Here is a 17,764-nt window from a genome sequence, read left to right as displayed (position 1 = left end):
GTGTGGACTTCCGAGCAGCCCTCATCGAGGAGACCAAGGCCTTCGCCGATCTCTACCGTGACGCCGACCCGGCCACCCCGATCCCGACGTGCCCCGGCTGGACGCTCCAGCAGCTGTTCAAGCACGTCGGCCGCGGGAACCGGTGGTGTGCCCAGATCATCGGCGAACGCCGCACCGAGCCACTGGATCCCAGAGAGGTCCGCGACGGCAAACCGCCCGAGGACCTCGACGACGCGATCGCGTGGTTCAACTCCGGCGCACAGCTGGTCGTCGACGCAGTCGACCACGTCGGCGCAGAGGCACGGGTGTGGACGTTCAACGGCGGGAAACCCGCGGGCTGGTGGATCCGGCGCCGCGTCCACGAGCAGGTCGTGCACCGGGCCGACGCGGTGCTTGCCCTCGGCGGCGATCTGACGCTGCCCGCGGAACTGGCGGCCGACGGCGTGAGCGAGTGGATCGACCTGGCCGTTCAGGCGCGTCGCCCCGACCCGCCCCTGGCGCGCGGGTTCACCCTGCACCTGCACGCCAGCGACGACGGCCTGGGCCCGACCGGTGAGTGGACGATCACCCACGACGAGGACGGCCTGAACTGGTCGCACGACCACGTGAAGGGGGAGGCCGCGGTGAAGGGGACGGCGACGAACCTGCTGCTGGCGATCACGCGCCGCGCGTCCTCGGCGGATGCCGCTCTCGAGGTGTTCGGCGATGCCGCGGTATGGGATGGCTGGCTGAGCCGCACGCCGTTCTAGGCTGCTGCCATGCGGGGAATCATCCTGGCGGGCGGATCGGGCACCCGGCTGTATCCGATCACGATGGGCGTCAGCAAGCAGCTGCTGCCGGTGTACGACAAGCCGCTGATCTACTACCCTTTGTCGACGCTGATGATCGCCGGGATTCGCGACATCCAGCTGATCACCACGCCGCACGACGCGGAGGCCTTCCGTCGATTGCTCGGGGACGGTTCCGATTTCGGGATCAACCTGAGCTACGCGGTCCAGGACCGGCCGGACGGGCTGGCGCAGGCGTTCGTGATCGGCGCCGACCACATCGGCGGCGACTCCGTCGCGCTGGTGTTGGGCGACAACGTCTTCTACGGTCCCGGCCTGGGCACCAGCCTCAAGCGCTTCCAGAACGTCAGTGGCGGAGCGATTTTCGCCTACTGGGTGGCGAACCCGAAGGCGTACGGCGTGGTCGAGTTCGACGCCGACGGCACCGCACTGTCGATCGAGGAGAAGCCGTCGACGCCGAAGTCGCAGTACGCGGTGCCGGGCCTGTACTTCTACGACAACGACGTCCTGGAGATCGCCCGATCGCTGGAGAAGTCGGCCCGCGGTGAGTACGAGATCACCGAGATCAACCAGCGCTACCTCGACGCGGGGCGGCTGTCGGTGGAGGTGATGGCGCGCGGCACCGCCTGGTTGGACACCGGCACCTTCGACTCGCTGCTGGACGCCAGCGATTACGTCCGCACGATCGAACGCAGGCAGGGTCTCAAGATCAGCGTCCCCGAGGAGGTCGCGTGGCGCGTCGGGTTCATCGACGACGATCAGCTTGCGGCACGGGCGAACACGCTGCTCAAGTCCGGTTACGGCGCCTACCTTCTGAAACTGCTGGAGGGTTAGCGCGCTGCGGGGTGGCGAGCACCGCCGCGATGCCGGTCGTCAGCGGCACCGACAGCGCCAGCGCGATCCCGCCGACCGCCGACCTGGCGATCTCGATGGCCACGTTCTCACTGGTGAGCACGTCGCCGAGCGAGCGGTCGGCGACGCTGAACAACAGCAGGAGCGGTAGCGCGCTGCCTGCGTAGGCGAGAACCAGCGTGTAGACCGTGCTGGCGATGTGGTCACTGCCCACCCGCATCGCGCCGACGAAGACGTCCTTGCGCGACGCTCCGGTCTGGGCGAGTTCGAACACCGCCGACGCCTGGGTGATCGTGACGTCGTTGAGCACGCCGAGCGAGCCGATGATGAACCCGGCCAGCAGCAGACCGGTGATCGACACGTTGCCGAGGTAGGCCGCGACGGCGTTGTTGTCCTCCTGGGAGAGTCCGGTCAGATGCGTCAATTCGATTGCCGCCCAAGACAGTACCGCCGCGAGCAGCAGTGAGGTGAGCGTGCCGAGCAGGGCTGCGCTGGTGCGAAGGCTGACGCCGTGGGCGAGGTAGATCACCGCGTAGAGGATGATCGCCGACGCCACCAGCGACACCGGAACCGCGGAGGCCCCGTCGCGCAGGGCGGGGAGCAGGAACACCACGAGAACGACGAACGCCACGACGATGCCGAGCAGGGCGCGCAGCCCGCGCCACCGGGCCACGGCGACGACCACGATCGCGAACACCGCCGCGAGGCCGGCGAGAGACCAGGTCCGTTCGTAGTCGTAGAAGGCGTAACTGGTCGCACCGGTCGGGTCGACCTGACGAGTGATCCTGACGTGTTCACCGACGGCGAGGTTGGGTTGCCCTGGCCCGTTGCTGAACTCCACCAGCGTGTACGCGCCCTGGTTGGGGCCCGAGTCGATCGCGATCTGAGACTGTCGGCAGTTCGCGTCACCCTCGACGCGAGCGGGCTCCGATGTGAGCACCTTCCCCACCGACTGATCGCCGCAGGCCGCGGCCCTCGTGGACACCACGTGCCCGGCTTCCGTCGTCACCGCGTTGCCCGAGGAGTTCTGGTACGGCAGCGGGATGTCCACGGTCTGCTGCGCCGGCCACAGCAGACCGGCGCCGATGACGACGACGACCCCGATGCCGACGAGCAGGCCGACGACGATCTTGGCGGCCAGCGGGCCGAGGGGCGCCGGGCCGGACGCGTGCGAGTGCGAATGGGAATGCGTCACCCGGACAGGTTAGAGGTGAGGGCTGCGCGAGGTGCCTTGCGGCTGTCTCGTTTCCTCCGCGCCGGAACGGGCAACTGAAGCCGTTGTCGCCACGGCATCGAGGGTCGAGATCTAAGCCGTATCGAACCTTCCTTCGTCGCGCTTTCGGATCAACACGGGAAGCGACCTCGCTGATCACCATGTCACTGGCAGCGAAAGTAAGCCGCGCACTGCGCTATTGGTTCGCCATGGCAGGTCATCCCGTTCGATCGCGAAAGTAAGTGTTGGAATGCGGGCCAGAAGGGCGCTGAGGCCGACGTCGAGTTCCATGCGGGCCAGGGGCGCGCCGAGACAGTGGTGCGCGCCGTGACCGAAGGCGATGTGCGGATTCGGGTTCCGGTCGAGTCCGACCTGATCGGGGTCGGGGAACACGTCGTGCTGGCGATTGGCGATCGCCGAGGCACCCACGACGATCTCGCCCGCACGCACGTTGACTCCGGCGATCACGAGATCTTCGGTGGCCATCTGGCCGAACGTCCCCGCCACCCCACTGCCCAGCGGGGTCAGCCGCAGGAGTTCCTCTATCGCCGAGGGCATCTGCTGGGGATCGCGTCGTAGCGAGTCCGCGAGACCCGGGTTCTCGAGCAGGCGGTAGGTGAAGTTGGCGAGCTGCGTGGCCGTCGTCTCGTGACCCCCGACGAGCACGCCGGCTGCCAGATCGACCATCTCCTGCTCGTCGAGCCGCTGCTCGTCGTCGCGGGCCGCGATCATCACCCCGAGCAGGTCGTCGGCTGGCGCGGCGCGTTTCGTTTCGATCAGCGCCTTCATGTAGTGGTCCAGGTCCTCCTCGGCCGACACGACCCGCGACGGATCTGCAGTCGACATCAGGTCCCTGGACCACTGGGCGAACCTCTCGCGATCGGAGTCCGGGACACCCAGCAGTTCGCTGATCACGGTGACGGGAAGGGGCAGACAAAAGGCTTCTATCAGGTCGACGGGCGGACCGTGGCGCAACATGTCGTCGATCAGGGCGGCGGCGATCGCCTCGGTGCGTTCGCGTAGTGCTGTGATTCGGCGGGCGCTGAAGGCACGCACGACGATTGATCGGACCCGACTGTGGTCGGGTGGATCCATCATCGAGATCGAGTCGTGGTTGCCGGGTTTGGCGAGCTCGGCGCGGGAGAACCTCGGGTCGGTCAGGAGTTGACGAATGTCATCGTGGCGGGTCAGCAGCCAGGTGACCCGGCCGTCGATTTCGAACCGGTGTGCCGGCCTCTCGGCCAGGGCCATCGTGGCCTCGGTGAGGTCCAGGCCCACTTCGTCTGCGGGGAACTGCGATTCGTTCATGGCACGACTCCTTCCGAATGGTGCGGTGTCTCGGGCTCGGGATCCTCGGTGAGCGTCAACGCGCCCGACGGGCAGCAGGCGACGGCGCGGCGCACGGCGTCGAGGTGGGCGGCCTCGGGAACTCGGGTGAGCAACACGACGATCCCGGTGGCGTCGTCTTGGTCGAAGACACCGGGGGCGGTGGTGACGCACATGCCTGCGCCGATGCATGTCTCTGAGTCGGCGTGTAGCCGGACGACGCGGTCGGACACGGGAGCTACCAGGTAACCGGGAGTGCGTGGACGCCGTACACGGCCTGGCGTCGGCGGTAGGCGATGTCTTCGAACGGCACGCCGAGCGCCAGGTTGGGGAAGCGGCGAAGCAGCGCGGGGAAGGCGATGCGCATTTCGGCTCGGGCCAGCGGTGCGCCGAGGCAGTGGTGGACGCCGTGCCCGAATGCGACGTGTCCCAGCGCACCGCGACGCACGTCGAACCGGTCGGGGTCGGTGACGAAACCGGGGTCGCGGTTGGCCGCGGGTAGGTAGACGACGACGCATTCCCCCGAGGGGATGGTGTGCTCGCCGATGGCGACTTCGCGGGTCGTGATGCGTTCCACGCCGCTGGGCACGATGGACAGCCACCGCATCAGTTCTTCGACGGCGGGTTCGATCAATTCGGGGTCCTCACGCAGAGCGGCGAGCTGGTCGGGGTGGCGCAGCAGGGCCAGCGTCCCCAACCCGAGCATGTTGGCGGTGGTCTCGTGTCCGGCAATGAGCAGCAGGGAGCCGATGCCGACGAGTTCGTCGGCCGACACCTGGTCGCCGTGACTGCGCACCAGCGCACCCAGCAGGTCGTCGCCGGGATCGGCTTGGGCGAGCGCCACCAGGCCGGCCATGTAGCGACGTTGCTCCCGATCGACCTGCAATTGCTCGGCGGGACTGAGGGTGGAGTCCACCATCGCCTGGGCTCGCTGCTGGAATTCATCCCGGTCGTGGTACGGAACCCCGAGCAGTTCGCAGATGACCAAGGAAGGCACCGGCAGCGCGAAATGGGCGACAAGGTCGGCGGGTTGGGGTTGGACGGCCAGATCGTCGAGGAATCCGTCGACGATCTCGGCGATGCGTGATTCCAGCGCCGCGACCCGGCGAGCGGTGAACGCGGACACCAGCATCCGGCGCAGCCGGGTGTGCTCGGGCGGGTTCATCTCGAGGAGGTTGCCGGCCCGCATCGCGGCGGCCTCCTCGTCACTGACCGGGCCGAAGTCGGCGGCGGCCACCGCGAAGTCGGCGCTGTTGGCGAGCACGGTGCGGGCCTGCTCGTGGTCGGTGACGACGTATGCCAGCTTGGGCGTGGCCGAGAACATCACCGGAATCCGAGGTAGCGCGCCGTCGTTGCGGGCCCGGGTCAGCTCCGTGTCGGGGTCGAACACGTTGTCGCGCTGCAGGATCTGCGGCAATGCGGTGCTATCGGACATCGTTGGGGTCCTCTCGATCGGCGGTTGGGGGCGGGGTGAACAGCGTGGTGGTGGTCAGTTCGAGGAGCAGGTCGGTGTTCCCTGCGGCCTGGCACACCTGCGCCAGGTGCACGATGGCGTCGCGATCGCCGTGTCGAACCGCCTCGGCGGCCAGGCGGCGTGCATCGGTCCAGCGCCGCGCACCGGCCATCGCCATCGCGGTCAACGTCAACGCGGCGGGAGCGCCGTGACAGGCGGCCTCGCGAGCCAGTCGTTCGGCCTTATCCCACTGCCGTCGTTGGGCCCGCACCGCCGTCAATGCGGTCAACGCCGGACCAGGGTTCGGACACGCCGTCGCAAGCGTCTCCGCGCGCATCCAGTCGTACCGGGTGGCGGTGCGCCGCTGCACGAGCGCCGTCAGAGCCGCAGGTTCGCCGCGGGCTGCCGCGGCCCGGATATCGGCGCGGTCGACGCGGCCCGCCTGCGCGATCCTGACCCCGGTGACCGAGGCTTCGAGCATGCCGCCGACGTCCGCGCCCACGACCGGTCTCGCGATCGCCGCCGCCGTGCGCCCGGCCGCCGCGCGCAGCGCAGACAGCCTCGTTCGGCCGCTGGCGGTGTCATCCTGCCGCACCGAGTCACGGCGGCCCGGCGGCGGCGCGGTCGTCGCCGTAATGAGGCGCCACGACACGACGGCCGCGGCCAGGAGCAGCACAGCCGTCACAGCCGAGGTCATCTGCATCGCGCTGACGAAGGCGCTCCGGCTGGCGCCGACGATCTGCTCGCTCAGGCTCGGCGCTGCGTCACCCGCCGCGGTCATGGCGGAGGCGAGGGATTCCCTGGCCCGTTCCGCGATGTCGTCGGCGACGCCGGTAGGAAGGGTCAGATGGCGCCGGTAGAGAGCGGTGTGCAACGAGCCCAGCAGGGCGATGCCGAGGGCGGCGCCCAACTCGTATCCGGTTTCCGACACCGCCGCCGCTGCTCCTGCCCGTTCGGCTGGCACCGCTGATACGACCGCATCGGTGGTCACGGTCAGCGCCAACCCGACGCCGAAGCCGGTGACCGCCAGCCCGGCGGCCAGCCACCCGTATCCGGGCACGACCTCGGCCGCCGCCACCGCGGCGACACCGGCCGCGGCACACGCCAAACCCGCGGCGATGACCCGGCTGCGGCCCGAGCGCGCCACCAGCCAACCCGCTAGGAACGCGGTGAACAGGCTCGCCAACGTCATCGGCGACTGCGCGATACCCGCGGCGAGCGGCCGCAGCCCACGCACCAACTGGAGGTACTGAGACAGGTAGAACAGCAACCCACTGAGCGCGAAGATGGCCAGCACGTTGGCCACCACCGCGCTCGAGAACGCCTTCGACTGAAACAGTCCCAGGTCGAGAAGCGGGGCTGCGGCACGGCGCTGCCGAGCGACGAACAACGACCCGCATACCGTTGCGACCACCGCCGCCCCGACCACGGTGACGTCGAGGCCTTCGCTGGCGAGCAGCTTGATCGAATACACCGCGGGGATGATCGTGGCCACCGACAGCACCGCACCCAGCACGTCCAGCGGCGCCGAGTGCGGCGCCCGCGACTCCGGCAACAACCAGGCTCCAGTGATCAGCAGCAGCACCATCACCGGCAGGTTGATCACGAAGACCGAACCCCACCAGAAGTGTTGCAGGAGAACGCCACCCACCAGTGGTCCGGCAGCCGCGCCGGCGGTCGCCGCCCCGCCCCACACCGCGATTGCGGTAGTGCGTTGGCGCGCGTCCGGGAACATCGTCCGGATCAGGGACAAGGTCGACGGCATCAACGTCGCACCGGCCACACCCAGCAGCGCACGTGCCGCGATCAACCACTCCGCGGTCGGTGCGAACGCCGCCAGCAGTGATGCCGCCCCGAAGCCGGCGGCCCCGATCAGCAGCAGTCGTTTCCGCCCGATCCGATCCCCCAGGTTGCCCATCGTGACCAACAACCCCGCCAGGGCGAAGGAGTACACATCGACGATCCACAGCAGCTGCGTGGCCGAGGGGTCGAGATCCTCGGCCAGCGACGGCACGGCGAGCGAGAGCACCGTGGCGTCGACGGCGAGCAGGAGCACCGCCAGGACCAACACGGCCAACCCCAACCACTCCTTGCGGCCAGCGGTCCTCACCTCCGCGTGGTCGTTGGTTGGGCCGTCGATCGACCGCTGGGGATCAGCCATGACGGTCAACCTACCGTCCAGACGGTCGGTTAGCCAACCCCCGGCGGTATGCTCAGCTGGTGACGACGGTTCAGCGCGATGCGATCCGCACTCGCCGCGCCCTCTTGGAAGCGGCCGAGCGTGCGCTGATGGTCCATGGCCCCCAGGTGAGTCTCGAGGCCGTCGCACGGGACGCCGGCGTCTCCAAAGGCGGCCTGTTGCACCACTTCCGCAGTCGAGAAGCGCTTCTACGAGCGTTGTGCGAGCACTGGATTCAGCAGTACGACGACGCAGTCGCCCGACACCTGGAACCCGACGATGGACGACCCGGTCGATTCTGCCGGGCGCACATCAGGGCAGCGTTCGACCCGTCGATCGGTGACGGGCCGTGGCGCAACATCGCGGTGCAGTCAGCGCTGCTGGCCATCCCCGGCCTCTTCGAGCACGCCCGCATCAACGGTCGCCGATGGGAGGCGGAGATGGCCAGCGACGGACTTCACCCTCAGCGGGTACTGATCATCTCGCGCGCACTCGACGGCGACTCGATGACGGAGATGTTCGATACGCCGAGCGACGACGACGAGCGGACGACGCTGCGAGACCTTCTCCTGGTCCTCACCGAGCGGAACGAACCGCTGACTTGATCGCCGGCGTGTGCACACTGTGGCACCACTCCCGGAGAGCGAATAGTTCCGCTCTCCGGGCGCCCTAGCGTTCTCAGCCTCGCCCGAATCGCGGGGATCGTCTACTGACGGTAACTCGCCAGGAAGTTGCCGAGCCGGTCGATCGCGTTGGCCAGGTCGCGAGCCCACGGCAGCGTGACGATGCGCAGGTGATCCGGTGCGGGCCAGTTGAATCCGGTGCCCTGTGTGACGAGGATCTTCTCCTGCAGCAGCAGATCGAGGACGAGCTGCTCGTCGTCGTGGATGTCGTGCACTTCGGGGTCGAGGCGGGGGAACGCGTACAGCGCACCCTCCGGCTTCACACAGGAGACGCCGGGGATGTCGTTGAGCTTGGTCCACGCGACGTCACGTTGCTCGAGCAGCCTGCCGCCGGGCAGCACCAGGTCCTCGATGCTCTGATGGCCACCGAGCGCCACCTGAATGGCGTGCTGCGCAGGCACATTCGGGCACAGTCGCATGTTGGCCAGCAGGTTGATGCCTTCGAGGAAGCTGCTCGCGTGCTCCTTCGGGCCGGTGATGACGAGCCATCCGGAGCGGTAACCCGCGACGCGGTAGGCCTTCGACAGCCCGTTGAACGTCAGCGTCAGCAGGTCCGGGGCCACGGTCGCGAGGCTGATGTGTTCGGCGTCGTCGTACAGGATCTTGTCGTAGATCTCGTCGGCCAGCAGCAGCAGCTGGTGCTTGCGGGCCAATTCGACCATCTGCTCGAGGATCTCGCGCGAGTACACCGCGCCGGTCGGGTTGTTCGGGTTGATCACGACGAGGGCCTTGGTGCGCTCGGTGATCTTGGATTCCAGATCCGCGAGATCGGGCTGCCAGCCCTGCGTCTCGTCGCACAGGTAGTGCACCGGCGTGCCACCGGCGAGTGCGGTCGACGCCGTCCACAGCGGATAGTCCGGAGCGGGGATGAGCACCTGATCGCCGTTGTCGAGCAGCGCCTGCAGCGTCATCGTGATGAGTTCGGATACGCCGTTGCCGAGGAACACGTCGTCGACGTCGAACTTCGGGAAACCGTCGACCAATTCGTAGCGGGTGAACACGGCGCGCCTGGCGGCCTGGATGCCCTTGGAATCGGAGTAACCCTGCGCGTACGGCAGCGCCTGGATCATGTCGCGCATGATCACGTCGGGCGCCTCGAAACCGAACGGCGCGGGATTGCCGATGTTCAGCTTGAGGATGCGGTGGCCCTCCGCCTCGAGCCGGGCCGCGTGATCGTGTACCGGACCACGGATCTCGTACAGGACGTCCTGCAGTTTGGTCGACTGCGTGAACGTGCGCTGACGCGGCTGATGGCTCGTATGCCAGACGTTTCCGGGTGGCAGCTGTGGCGGACTCACGTCCTCATCGTCCCATCACGTGTCCAGCGATTTACCTTTTCGGCGGGCGCTTGACGCCCTTGGCGATGCCCAAGCCCTTGACCTCGACGCGCGGCGCCTCGTCGACGGGCTCACTCGCCTGACCGTTCGACGACGATCCGTTGTTCGACTCCACCTGCGGCGCAGCGGGTTCCGGCTCGGGTTCCGGTGCGGTCTCCGGCGCGGGTGCGGCTTTGGCGGCACCCTTCTTGGGCGGCCGCTTGGCCTGGATGCCCAGGCCCTTGACCTCGACGGCGGGCTTCTCCTCGGCCGGTGCTTCCGCCGCCGGTGCTTCCGCTGCGGGTGCAGCTGCCGGCGCCGCTGCGGGTGCGGCCTTGGCAGCGCCCTTCTTCGGCGGCCGCTTGGCCTGGATGCCCAGGCCCTTGACCTCTACGGCCGGCTCGGCGGCTGGTTCGGGAGTCGCCTCCGCCGCGGGGGCGGGCTCGGCCTTGGTCGCGGCCCCCTTCTTGGGCGGCCGCTTGGCCTGAATGCCGAGACCCTTCGCCTCGACGGCGGGCTTCTCCTCGGCTGCCGGTGCCTCGGTGGCAGTCTCGGCGGCGGCGCCCTTCTTCGGCGGGCGCTTGGCCTGGATGCCGAGTCCCTTGGCGGGCTTCGCCGCTTCGGTCTTGGCGGCGGGGGCCTCCTCGACCTCGACCTCGTCGACCTCGTCGTCCTGAACCTCGCTGACGTCCTCGACCTCGGCGGGCGCTGCCGCAGCCTGTTGCTTGGCACGTTCCTCGGCGAGTTCGGCCGACCACTTGGCGGCCGTGCCCTTCTCCGGCAGCGTGAACGTGGACGAGTCGAGCGACCCCAGCAGCAGCTGCGCCACGTCGAGCACGTCGGCTTCCTTGCCCATCTTCTCGGCGACGTCACCCACGCCGTCGGTGATCATCACGCGGCAGAACGGGCAGCCGGTGGCGATCGTCGACGCGTCGGTGTTCAGCGCCTCTTCGACGCGCTCGTGGTTCACGCGCTTGCCGATGTGCTCTTCCATCCACATCCGCGCGCCACCCGCGCCGCAGCACAGGCCGCGGTCGGCGTGCCGTGGCATCTCGGTGAGCGTGGCACCGGCCGCGCCGATCAGCTCGCGGGGCGCGGCGTACTCCTTGTTGTGCCTGCCGAGGTAGCACGGATCGTGATACGTCACGTCCTGGCCGACTGGCGTGACAGCGACGAGCTTCTTGTCGCGCACCAGGCGGTTCAGCAGCTGAGTGTGGTGCAGCACAGTCCAATTGGTGCCCAGCTGCGAGTACTCACGGCCCAGCGTGTTGAAGCAGTGCGGGCAGGTGACGACGATCTTGCGGTCGACGGTCTCGACACCCTCGAACAGCTCGTCGATGGTCTCCTTGTTCTGCGCGGCGAGCTGCTGGAACAGGAACTCGTTACCCGCGCGGCGGGCCGAGTCACCGGTGCAGGTCTCACCGGCGCCGAGCACCAGGAACTTCACACCCGCGGCGGAGAGCAGTTCGGCGACGGCCTTGGTGGTCTTCTTGGCGCGGTCCTCGAAGGCGCCCGCGCAGCCGACCCAGAACAGGTACTCGAAGCCGGCGAAGCTCTCGACGTCCTCGCCGTACACCGGCACGTCGAAGTCGACCTCGTCGATCCAGGTCTTGCGCTCCTTGGCGCCCTGGCCCCACGGGTTGCCCTTCTGCTCGAGGTTCTTGAAGAGCACGCCGAGCTCGCCGGGGAACTCGGAGGCGACCATCACCTGGTAGCGGCGCATGTCGACGATGTGGTCGATGTGCTCGATGTCGACGGGGCACTGCTCGACGCAGGCGCCACACGTCGTGCAGGACCACAGCACGTCGGGGTCGATGACGCCGAGCTCCTCGGCGGTGCCCACCAGCGGGCGGGTCGCCTGCTCGGGGCCCGATCCCATGACGCGCTCGAAGCCGGACTCCGGCACGTGGTCGTGCGAGTGCTCCTCGCTGTGCTTCTCGCCGCGAATCGCCTCGCCGACGCCACCCTCGGGGGTGTTCTCGAGCGGGCTCTCCTTGTCACCGAGGATGTAGGGCGCCTTCGCGAACAGGTGGTCGCGCAGGTTCATGATGACGAGCTTTGGGGACAACGGCTTTCCGGTGTTCCAGGCCGGGCACTGCGACTGGCAGCGGCCGCACTCGGTACACGTCGTGAAGTCGAGGTAGCCCTTCCAGGTGAAGTCCTCGATCTTGCCGCGACCGAACACCGCGTCCTCGTCGGGATCCTCGAAGTCGATGTACTTGCCGTCGTACTCCATCGGCAGCAGCGGGCCCAGCGCGTTGGGCAGCCGCTTGAACGTGACGTTCACCGGCGCGAGGCCGATGTGGAGGTGCTTGGAGTGCAACACGATCAGCAGGAAGACGAGCGCGACACCGATGTGCAGCAGCAGCGCCACCCGCTCGATGATCAGGTTGGGCGTCTCGCCGAGTGGCGACAGCAGCGCACCCATGCCGTGGGAGAAGAACGCGCCCCAGCCGTAGGGCAGGTTGTCCGTCGCGACCGCAGCGCCGCGGAACAGGGCGTAGGTCCAGATGACGTTGAAGATCATGAAGAGGATCACCCAGGCGCCACCGGTGTGCGATCCGTAGAACCGGGAGTCGCGGCCGATCTTCTTCGGTTCGCGCTTCACGCGGATGAGCGCGAACGTGATGATGCCCGCCAGCACCGCCAGCGCGAAGAAGTCCTGAAGGAAGCCCAGCGCGTCCCAGTGCCCGACGAACGGGATGGCGAACTTCGGGTAGAACAGCACTCCGAAGGCCTCGAGGTAGACGGTGCCGAGGACGAAGAAGCCCCACATGGTGAAGAAGTGGGCGACGCCCGCGACGTTCCAGCGCAGCAGACGGGTCTGCGCGAAGACCTCTTCGACCTGCGTCAGGATGCGGGTCTTCATGTTGTCCTTGCGGGCATCCTCGTCGATCGTCTTCTGACCGGACGAGATGAGCTTCACGAGGAACAGCACCCGCTTGGCGGCGAGGGCCAGCACGACGATCAGGCCGATGACGCCGATGATCATCGTGATCAACACCAGGGTGTGCTCGTCCACGCGTGCCTCCCGAAATAACAGCTACCGACGAGTAACTTGGGCTGGTTACTGGAGGGTAACTTACGCTTTATGCCAGCTCATAGTTGCACCTAGTAATACAAGGTCGCTACGAAGGCATACCTAACTCGCAGCGGGCGGGACAACTCGCACCGCAGCGCCGCAGCGCGGGGGCGAGATCGCCGTTTCCGCCCTGGTGACCCACTTCGACGTGGTCGGAAGCCCTGTGCGGCGCCGCACTTGTGGTCTTTGTGGTCGTGACGGCGCCGGCTTTGCTGTGGCGGTTGTCACTGTGCGAGACCTGTCAGCCGCCGCTCACCCCAGGATGGCGCGCAGCATCGAGAGCATCTCCGAGCGCGACTCCGCCCCGAGTCGGCGCCGGATCCGTGCGACGTGGTGCTCAACCGTCTTGGCGGAGATCAACAGCTGACTCCCGATATCGCGGTACTGCATGCCCTGCAGCAGGAGTTCGGCGACCTCACGTTCCCGATCCGACAGCCGCGCGAACGGCGCCGACGCCGGCGGGGTGGTCGGCGTCGAGGAGGTCGACACCGGCTGCGGCACCGGTTCGTCGTCACCGACCGAGGCCAACTTGAGGTCGCGGGCCACCTGGAGCATGGCACCCGACACCCGCCCGTCCGTCGCGTGCAGGGCGGCCTGACTCGCCAGGCGCGTCGCATCCCAGGTCAGGCCGTACTGTCCGAGTGCCCTGGCCGCCGCGGTCACGTCGTCGACGTCGACGTGGTTGGCCAGCACCCGCAGCCATGTACGGCCCGCATCGGCCAGCGCCTTGGCGAACGCACTCGACGACGCCGCGGCCGTGAGCGCCTGGCCGTGGGGTGCGACGGCCTTCGGGTCGTTGGCCAGGATTCCCGCGTGCACCCCCGCCCAGTGCAACGGCACCGCCCACAGCACCGGATCACCGAGTGCGGCAAGCAGTCCGAACGCCTCGTTGAGCGGATGCCGCAGCCGATCGACCTGCTGCAGACGGCCGGCGGCCACCCACAACTCGCCGAGTGGAAGCAGTGAGAGCAGATCCGTCGACTGCTCGGACAGCACCTCGACAGCGGTGAACCAGTGCTTCTGCATGGCGCCGGTGTCGCCGCTGCGCCGGGCGATCGCGGTCTGCAGCGCCGCCGCCCACAGTGCGTCGCGCCGGTGCAGGTCGGCGGTGAGTACGGCGGCCGCGTCGGCCGAGGCCGCCGCGAGTTGACCGTCCTGCATGCGCACCCAGCCCTGCAGTAGACGGTGCCGGTGCGCGCTGAAACCGTGGTAGCCGTCCTCGTTTCCTCCCGTGCGCACCGCGCGGGCGATGACGCTGCGCGCGCGGACGGGATCACCGCCGTGCAGCGCCACCAGGGTGACGAGTGCCGCCGCCGAGTCCGGTGCGACGCCGGGCGGCCGCTGCTCGGTGATAGCCTGCGACAACCGTGCCACCGCAACCGAATACGGTGCGTCGAGCGTGAGCACGAGGCCCTCGGCCAGGCTGCGTGCGGCCCGCGCCGTCGACGTCGGCGGCCCCACGGCGTCGAGATCGAGGGCGGCCCGCGCCGACGCCGCGTCGCCCGTCGCCACCGACACCACCGCATGGGCCGCCGCGAGGTGCGCCGTGTTGCCCGCCTGCTGCGGGCCGAGCCAGCGGAACAGATCGGCGGCTTGCGCGGTACCGCCGTCGTGCATCGCGATGCTCGCCGAGATCCGCACCGCCGTCGCGCGTTCCGCTGCGTCGTCGGAACCCAACAGCTCGTCGGCCAGTCGGCCCGCGGTCGCGCAGTCGCCGGTCATCGCCAGGGCGTCGGCGAGTCGTGCGGTGAGAGCCGTGGCCCCCGCCTGCGCCGCGGCGCGGTAGAGCCGCGCAGGCTGCCCCGGTTCGCCCCGGTCGTCGGCGGCTCGCGCGGCGAGCACGTCAGCCAGCCGCCCGTCCCGCATCCCGTGCTCGGCAAGCCGAAGCGCGAGATCGGTTGACAGCGTGGACATCTCGAGCTGCGACTGCAGCAGCGCCGTCTCCACCTCGTGGTGGCGGGCCGTCCCGACGACCTGCGCGAGGCCGCGGTGCAGGCCTCGGACGAACGCGGTGTTCAGCGCGGGGGAGAGCAACCCCGTCGCCCTGGCCCGATCCACCAACCCCGCCGCCTCGGTGCCGCTCACGTGCAATGCGGCGGCGACGTCGTCGGGCCCCAGCTCGGGGGTCAACGTGCACAGCAGCAGCGTGTCGAGCACCGGCTCGTCGAGCCGGACCAGGCGTTCGACCAGCGTGACCCGCGCCGCCTGCACCGCGGCCGATGCCGGCGCATCCCCGTCGGCCGCGAGCGCGGCACGCGCGGCGGGATACAGCAGGAAGGGCAGGCCCGCGGTCGACGCCATCAGGGCGCGCCCCAGCTCCGGCGGCGGTGTCGCCCCCATGATCTCGGCTGTTGTGCGGACGAGTTCCCTGCCGGGCAGTGGTCCCAGCTCGACGACGGGTGCCTCCCGCGCCATGGCGGTGGCGAGTTCGGTCAACGCCGCGCGGTGTGCGAGCGGCAGTGCCGACACGACGACGGTGGTGCCGGGCTCGTCGACGACGGCCGTGATCCGCTGCAGCTCAGCGTCATCCAGCAGATGCGCGTCGTCGACCACGATCGCCGCTTCGCCAGCGGTTGGCGGTACCCGGCTCAGCACCGTGACGCCCGCGCTCCGGAGCGCGGTGCGAATGGCGGTCAACTCGGTGGTCTTGCCCGTGCCGATCCCGCCGGTCACGAACCGCTTGACCGGGTCGGTCACGGCTGGGGCGGCACCAAGATGGGCACTTGGACTTCGGGCACCAGCGCCGGACTCGAGGCGACCACGGACTCGGGCACCACGACGGGGCTCGACGGCGGCGGCGTGATCGGCGTGATGGGCTGCGCCGTGGGCGTGTCCGGCGTGATCGGCGGCGGCTCGATCGACGAGCTCGGGGTGATGGGCGGTTGCGTCGTGGTCGAGGTGCTCGTCGACGTCGACGTCGACGGGGTGGTCGTCGTCGTGGTCGTCGTCGTGGTGGTGGTCGTGGTGGTGGTCGTCGTCGTGGTGGTGGTCGGCGACGTCGTCGTTGTCGTGGGGGACGTCGTCGTCTCGCCCGTGGTCTGCGGTTGCGAACTCGTCGACGTCTGTGGCGCCTCGCCCTGCGTCGTCTCCGAGGTCTTGGTCACGATGTTCGTGGTGATCTTGCCGTCCGAGCCCGTCGAGGTGATCGTCACGACCTCGGTGACGGGGTCCAGCTCATCCGATGAACTGGTCAGGCCCACCACCGCGAAACCGCCTGCTGCCAAGAGGAACGCGGCCGCGGCGGCGCCGAACAGGATGGGCGGGCGCCGGTACCAGGGGGTCAGCTCCTCCTCGGGGAGTTCGTCCTCCTCGTCGTGCGCGTACTCGATGTCCGGGCGGGCGTCGCCGGGACCGCCGTAGGGGTCGGCGAAGTCGTCCGCGGCGTAGTCGGTCGTCGGTATGCCGTCGGCGTCCTGCGACCAGGCCAGCGAACTGGAGGCCGAGGTCTGGGCCGCGTCGGGTGTGGCGGGCGCCATCTGCGTCGCGTCCGGCGAGGCGCCGGCAACACCGGCGGCTCCTGCAACACCGGCAACACCGGCCGCACCGGCAGCCCAGCCCAGCGTCGGGGCCAGGCCCGTCGCGCCATCGGCCGCCGGTGCCATCCCGGTGGCCGCGTCGGGGGCGAGGCCGAAGTCGGCGACGACCACGGCACCGGCCGCGTTGGCCAGCTGAGGCTGGGGCGTGGTCACCACCGGCGCGCGCAGATGCTCCGAAAGCCGTTGGGTGACAAGGGGAATGGCGGCGCCACCACCGACGGTCGCCACGGCGGCGATGTTGGCGAGCGGAATCCGGTAGCGCGCCAGCACGTCCTCGATCGCGCTGACCAGCCCGCTCAGGGGCGGATCGATGAGGCGCTCCAACTCGGGGCGCGTCACGCGGAACTCCGATGCGTGGCCGGGCAGTTCGACGGGAATCACGGTCGCGGTTTCGGAGGAAAGCCGCTCCTTGGCCCGCCTGGCCTCGTCGCGCAGGCGCCCCAGCGAGCCGACGGCCGCCGTGCTGGCAGGGTCGGACTCACGTGCCTCGGCGATCCCCGTCACGACGTGGTTCAGCAGGGTCTGATCGATGAGGTCGCCGGAGAACTCGTAGTGCCGCACGGTGTCGCCGACGAGCGCGAGACCGGCGCTGGCGTCGGCCAGGGTGATGCTGGTGCCGGTACCGCCGATGTCGACCAGCACGACGATGCCGTTGGCCGGTAGCCCCGGCGCGGCGCGCAGGCCCGCCAGGGCGGCCCCCGCATCGGGAATGATCGACGCGGGAACGCCGTTGGGCGAAAGGCTCGGCCTGGTCTGAAGGGCGGCCCGCAGGGCGCCGATGACTGCCGGGCTCCACTGGGCCGGCACCGCTATCGAGATCGGCGCTCCGCCACCGACGGTCCGCGCCATCGCGTCCAGGGCGTCGACGAGGATGTCCTCCGCCCGGTGCGAGGTCCCGTCCGGCGCGACCAGGGCCACGGGATCGCCGACCCGCTCAACGAATGACGTCAGGACCAGGCCGGGCGGGCCCGCGGACGGAGCCAGCTGGGGATTCTCCGAGGGCACGCCGACTTCCGGGGCGCGGTCGGGGAACAGCGTGACGATCGCCCGCCTGATCACCGGGGGCCTACCCTCGCGGATGGCGACCAGGTTCGTAGTCCCGATCGACAATCCCAGTGCGTCGCTCATGTGCCTAACCTCTATGACCTCGGTTTCGCAAACAGCCCTCACCATAGCCGTCCGTGCCGATCGAAGGGGGACGAAACCCCCTAGTGGAATCGAACCCCTAACGGTCCTCCCCCTAACCGGTGTCGGGGACGGGTGGGCTGCGCACCGATCTCTCAGGCGGCGAGCGCCGATAGCATCGGCGGTAACCGCACACAGGAAGGAGGCACGT

General features: G+C 69.1%; 11 protein-coding genes and 1 pseudogene. 3 read left to right on the top strand and 9 right to left on the bottom strand.

All coding sequences use genetic code 11. From position 1 onward, the window contains the following. The first annotated feature begins 2 nt into the window (after positions 1-2). Entirely contained in the window at positions 3-749 is a 747-nt protein-coding gene (locus tag NM203_RS08075; protein WP_255059314.1) for a maleylpyruvate isomerase family mycothiol-dependent enzyme, read from the top strand. 9 nt (positions 750-758) lie between these two features. Continuing rightward, positions 759-1,622 (top strand): glucose-1-phosphate thymidylyltransferase RfbA, encoded by an 864-nt coding sequence (gene rfbA, locus NM203_RS08070; protein ID WP_255059313.1) that lies wholly within the window; start codon positions 759-761, stop codon positions 1,620-1,622. Here rfbA and NM203_RS08065 read toward each other — a convergent pair. From NM203_RS08065 to NM203_RS08045, 5 genes and pseudogenes are all read right to left on the bottom strand, one after another. Continuing rightward, positions 1,576-2,835, bottom strand: a complete 1,260-nt coding sequence (locus NM203_RS08065) for a YibE/F family protein (RefSeq protein WP_255059312.1) — start codon at positions 2,833-2,835, stop codon at positions 1,576-1,578. The genes rfbA and NM203_RS08065 overlap by 47 nt on opposite strands. A gap of 174 nt (positions 2,836-3,009) precedes the next feature. Then, positions 3,010-4,161 (bottom strand): cytochrome P450, encoded by a 1,152-nt coding sequence (locus NM203_RS08060; protein WP_255059311.1) that lies wholly within the window; start codon positions 4,159-4,161, stop codon positions 3,010-3,012. After that, positions 4,158-4,412: a ferredoxin gene (locus tag NM203_RS08055; protein WP_255059310.1), complete on the bottom strand. Its 255-nt coding sequence runs from the start codon at positions 4,410-4,412 to the stop codon at positions 4,158-4,160. The genes NM203_RS08060 and NM203_RS08055 overlap by 4 nt, the downstream gene beginning before the upstream one ends. 5 nt (positions 4,413-4,417) lie before the next feature. Then, positions 4,418-5,614: a cytochrome P450 gene (locus NM203_RS08050; protein WP_255059309.1), complete on the bottom strand. Its 1,197-nt coding sequence runs from the start codon at positions 5,612-5,614 to the stop codon at positions 4,418-4,420. A 670-nt stretch (positions 5,615-6,284) separates the two neighbouring features. Continuing rightward, positions 6,285-7,793 (bottom strand): annotated as a pseudogene (locus NM203_RS08045) (MFS transporter); the annotation flags it as partial. A 59-nt stretch (positions 7,794-7,852) separates the two neighbouring features. Here NM203_RS08045 and NM203_RS08040 point away from each other — a divergent pair. Then, entirely contained in the window at positions 7,853-8,416 is a 564-nt protein-coding gene (locus tag NM203_RS08040; protein ID WP_255059308.1) for a TetR/AcrR family transcriptional regulator, read from the top strand. A 101-nt stretch (positions 8,417-8,517) separates the two neighbouring features. Here the strand turns inward: NM203_RS08040 and NM203_RS08035 are convergent, their stop codons facing one another. The 4 genes from NM203_RS08035 to NM203_RS08020 form a co-directional block, all read right to left on the bottom strand. After that, complete coding sequence (locus NM203_RS08035) at positions 8,518-9,792, bottom strand: pyridoxal phosphate-dependent aminotransferase (protein ID WP_308212816.1); 1,275 nt, start codon at positions 9,790-9,792, stop codon at positions 8,518-8,520. Between the two features lie 31 nt (positions 9,793-9,823). Then, complete coding sequence (locus tag NM203_RS08030) at positions 9,824-12,802, bottom strand: (Fe-S)-binding protein (protein WP_255059717.1); 2,979 nt, start codon at positions 12,800-12,802, stop codon at positions 9,824-9,826. A 342-nt stretch (positions 12,803-13,144) separates the two neighbouring features. Beyond that, a complete protein-coding gene (gene iniR, locus NM203_RS08025; protein ID WP_255059307.1) occupies positions 13,145-15,589 on the bottom strand; it encodes an isoniazid response ATPase/transcriptional regulator IniR in 2,445 nt (814 codons plus the stop codon). Continuing rightward, positions 15,586-17,556, bottom strand: a complete 1,971-nt coding sequence (locus NM203_RS08020; protein ID WP_255059306.1) for an Hsp70 family protein — start codon at positions 17,554-17,556, stop codon at positions 15,586-15,588. The genes iniR and NM203_RS08020 overlap by 4 nt, the downstream gene beginning before the upstream one ends. Between the last annotated feature and the right edge of the window lie 208 nt (positions 17,557-17,764).

This window comes from Mycolicibacterium arenosum (assembly GCF_024320865.1).
GTDB lineage: Bacteria > Actinomycetota > Actinomycetes > Mycobacteriales > Mycobacteriaceae > Mycobacterium > Mycobacterium arenosum.
The sequence above is the reverse complement of the archived record's forward strand: the minus strand, read 5'-3'. Positions and strand labels throughout refer to the sequence as shown.

What these genes read in the sequence shown, in the direction of transcription:
- rfbA (WP_255059313.1), top strand. Translation starts at nt 759, where the DNA reads ATGCGGGGAATCATCCTGGCGGGCGGATCGGGCACCCGGCTGTATCCG.
- NM203_RS08060 (WP_255059311.1), bottom strand. Translation starts at nt 4,161, where the DNA reads ATGAACGAATCGCAGTTCCCCGCAGACGAAGTGGGCCTGGACCTCACC.
- NM203_RS08050 (WP_255059309.1), bottom strand. Translation starts at nt 5,614, where the DNA reads ATGTCCGATAGCACCGCATTGCCGCAGATCCTGCAGCGCGACAACGTG.
- NM203_RS08030 (WP_255059717.1), bottom strand. Translation starts at nt 12,802, where the DNA reads ATGATCATCGGCGTCATCGGCCTGATCGTCGTGCTGGCCCTCGCCGCC.
- NM203_RS08020 (WP_255059306.1), bottom strand. Translation starts at nt 17,556, where the DNA reads ATGAGCGACGCACTGGGATTGTCGATCGGGACTACGAACCTGGTCGCC.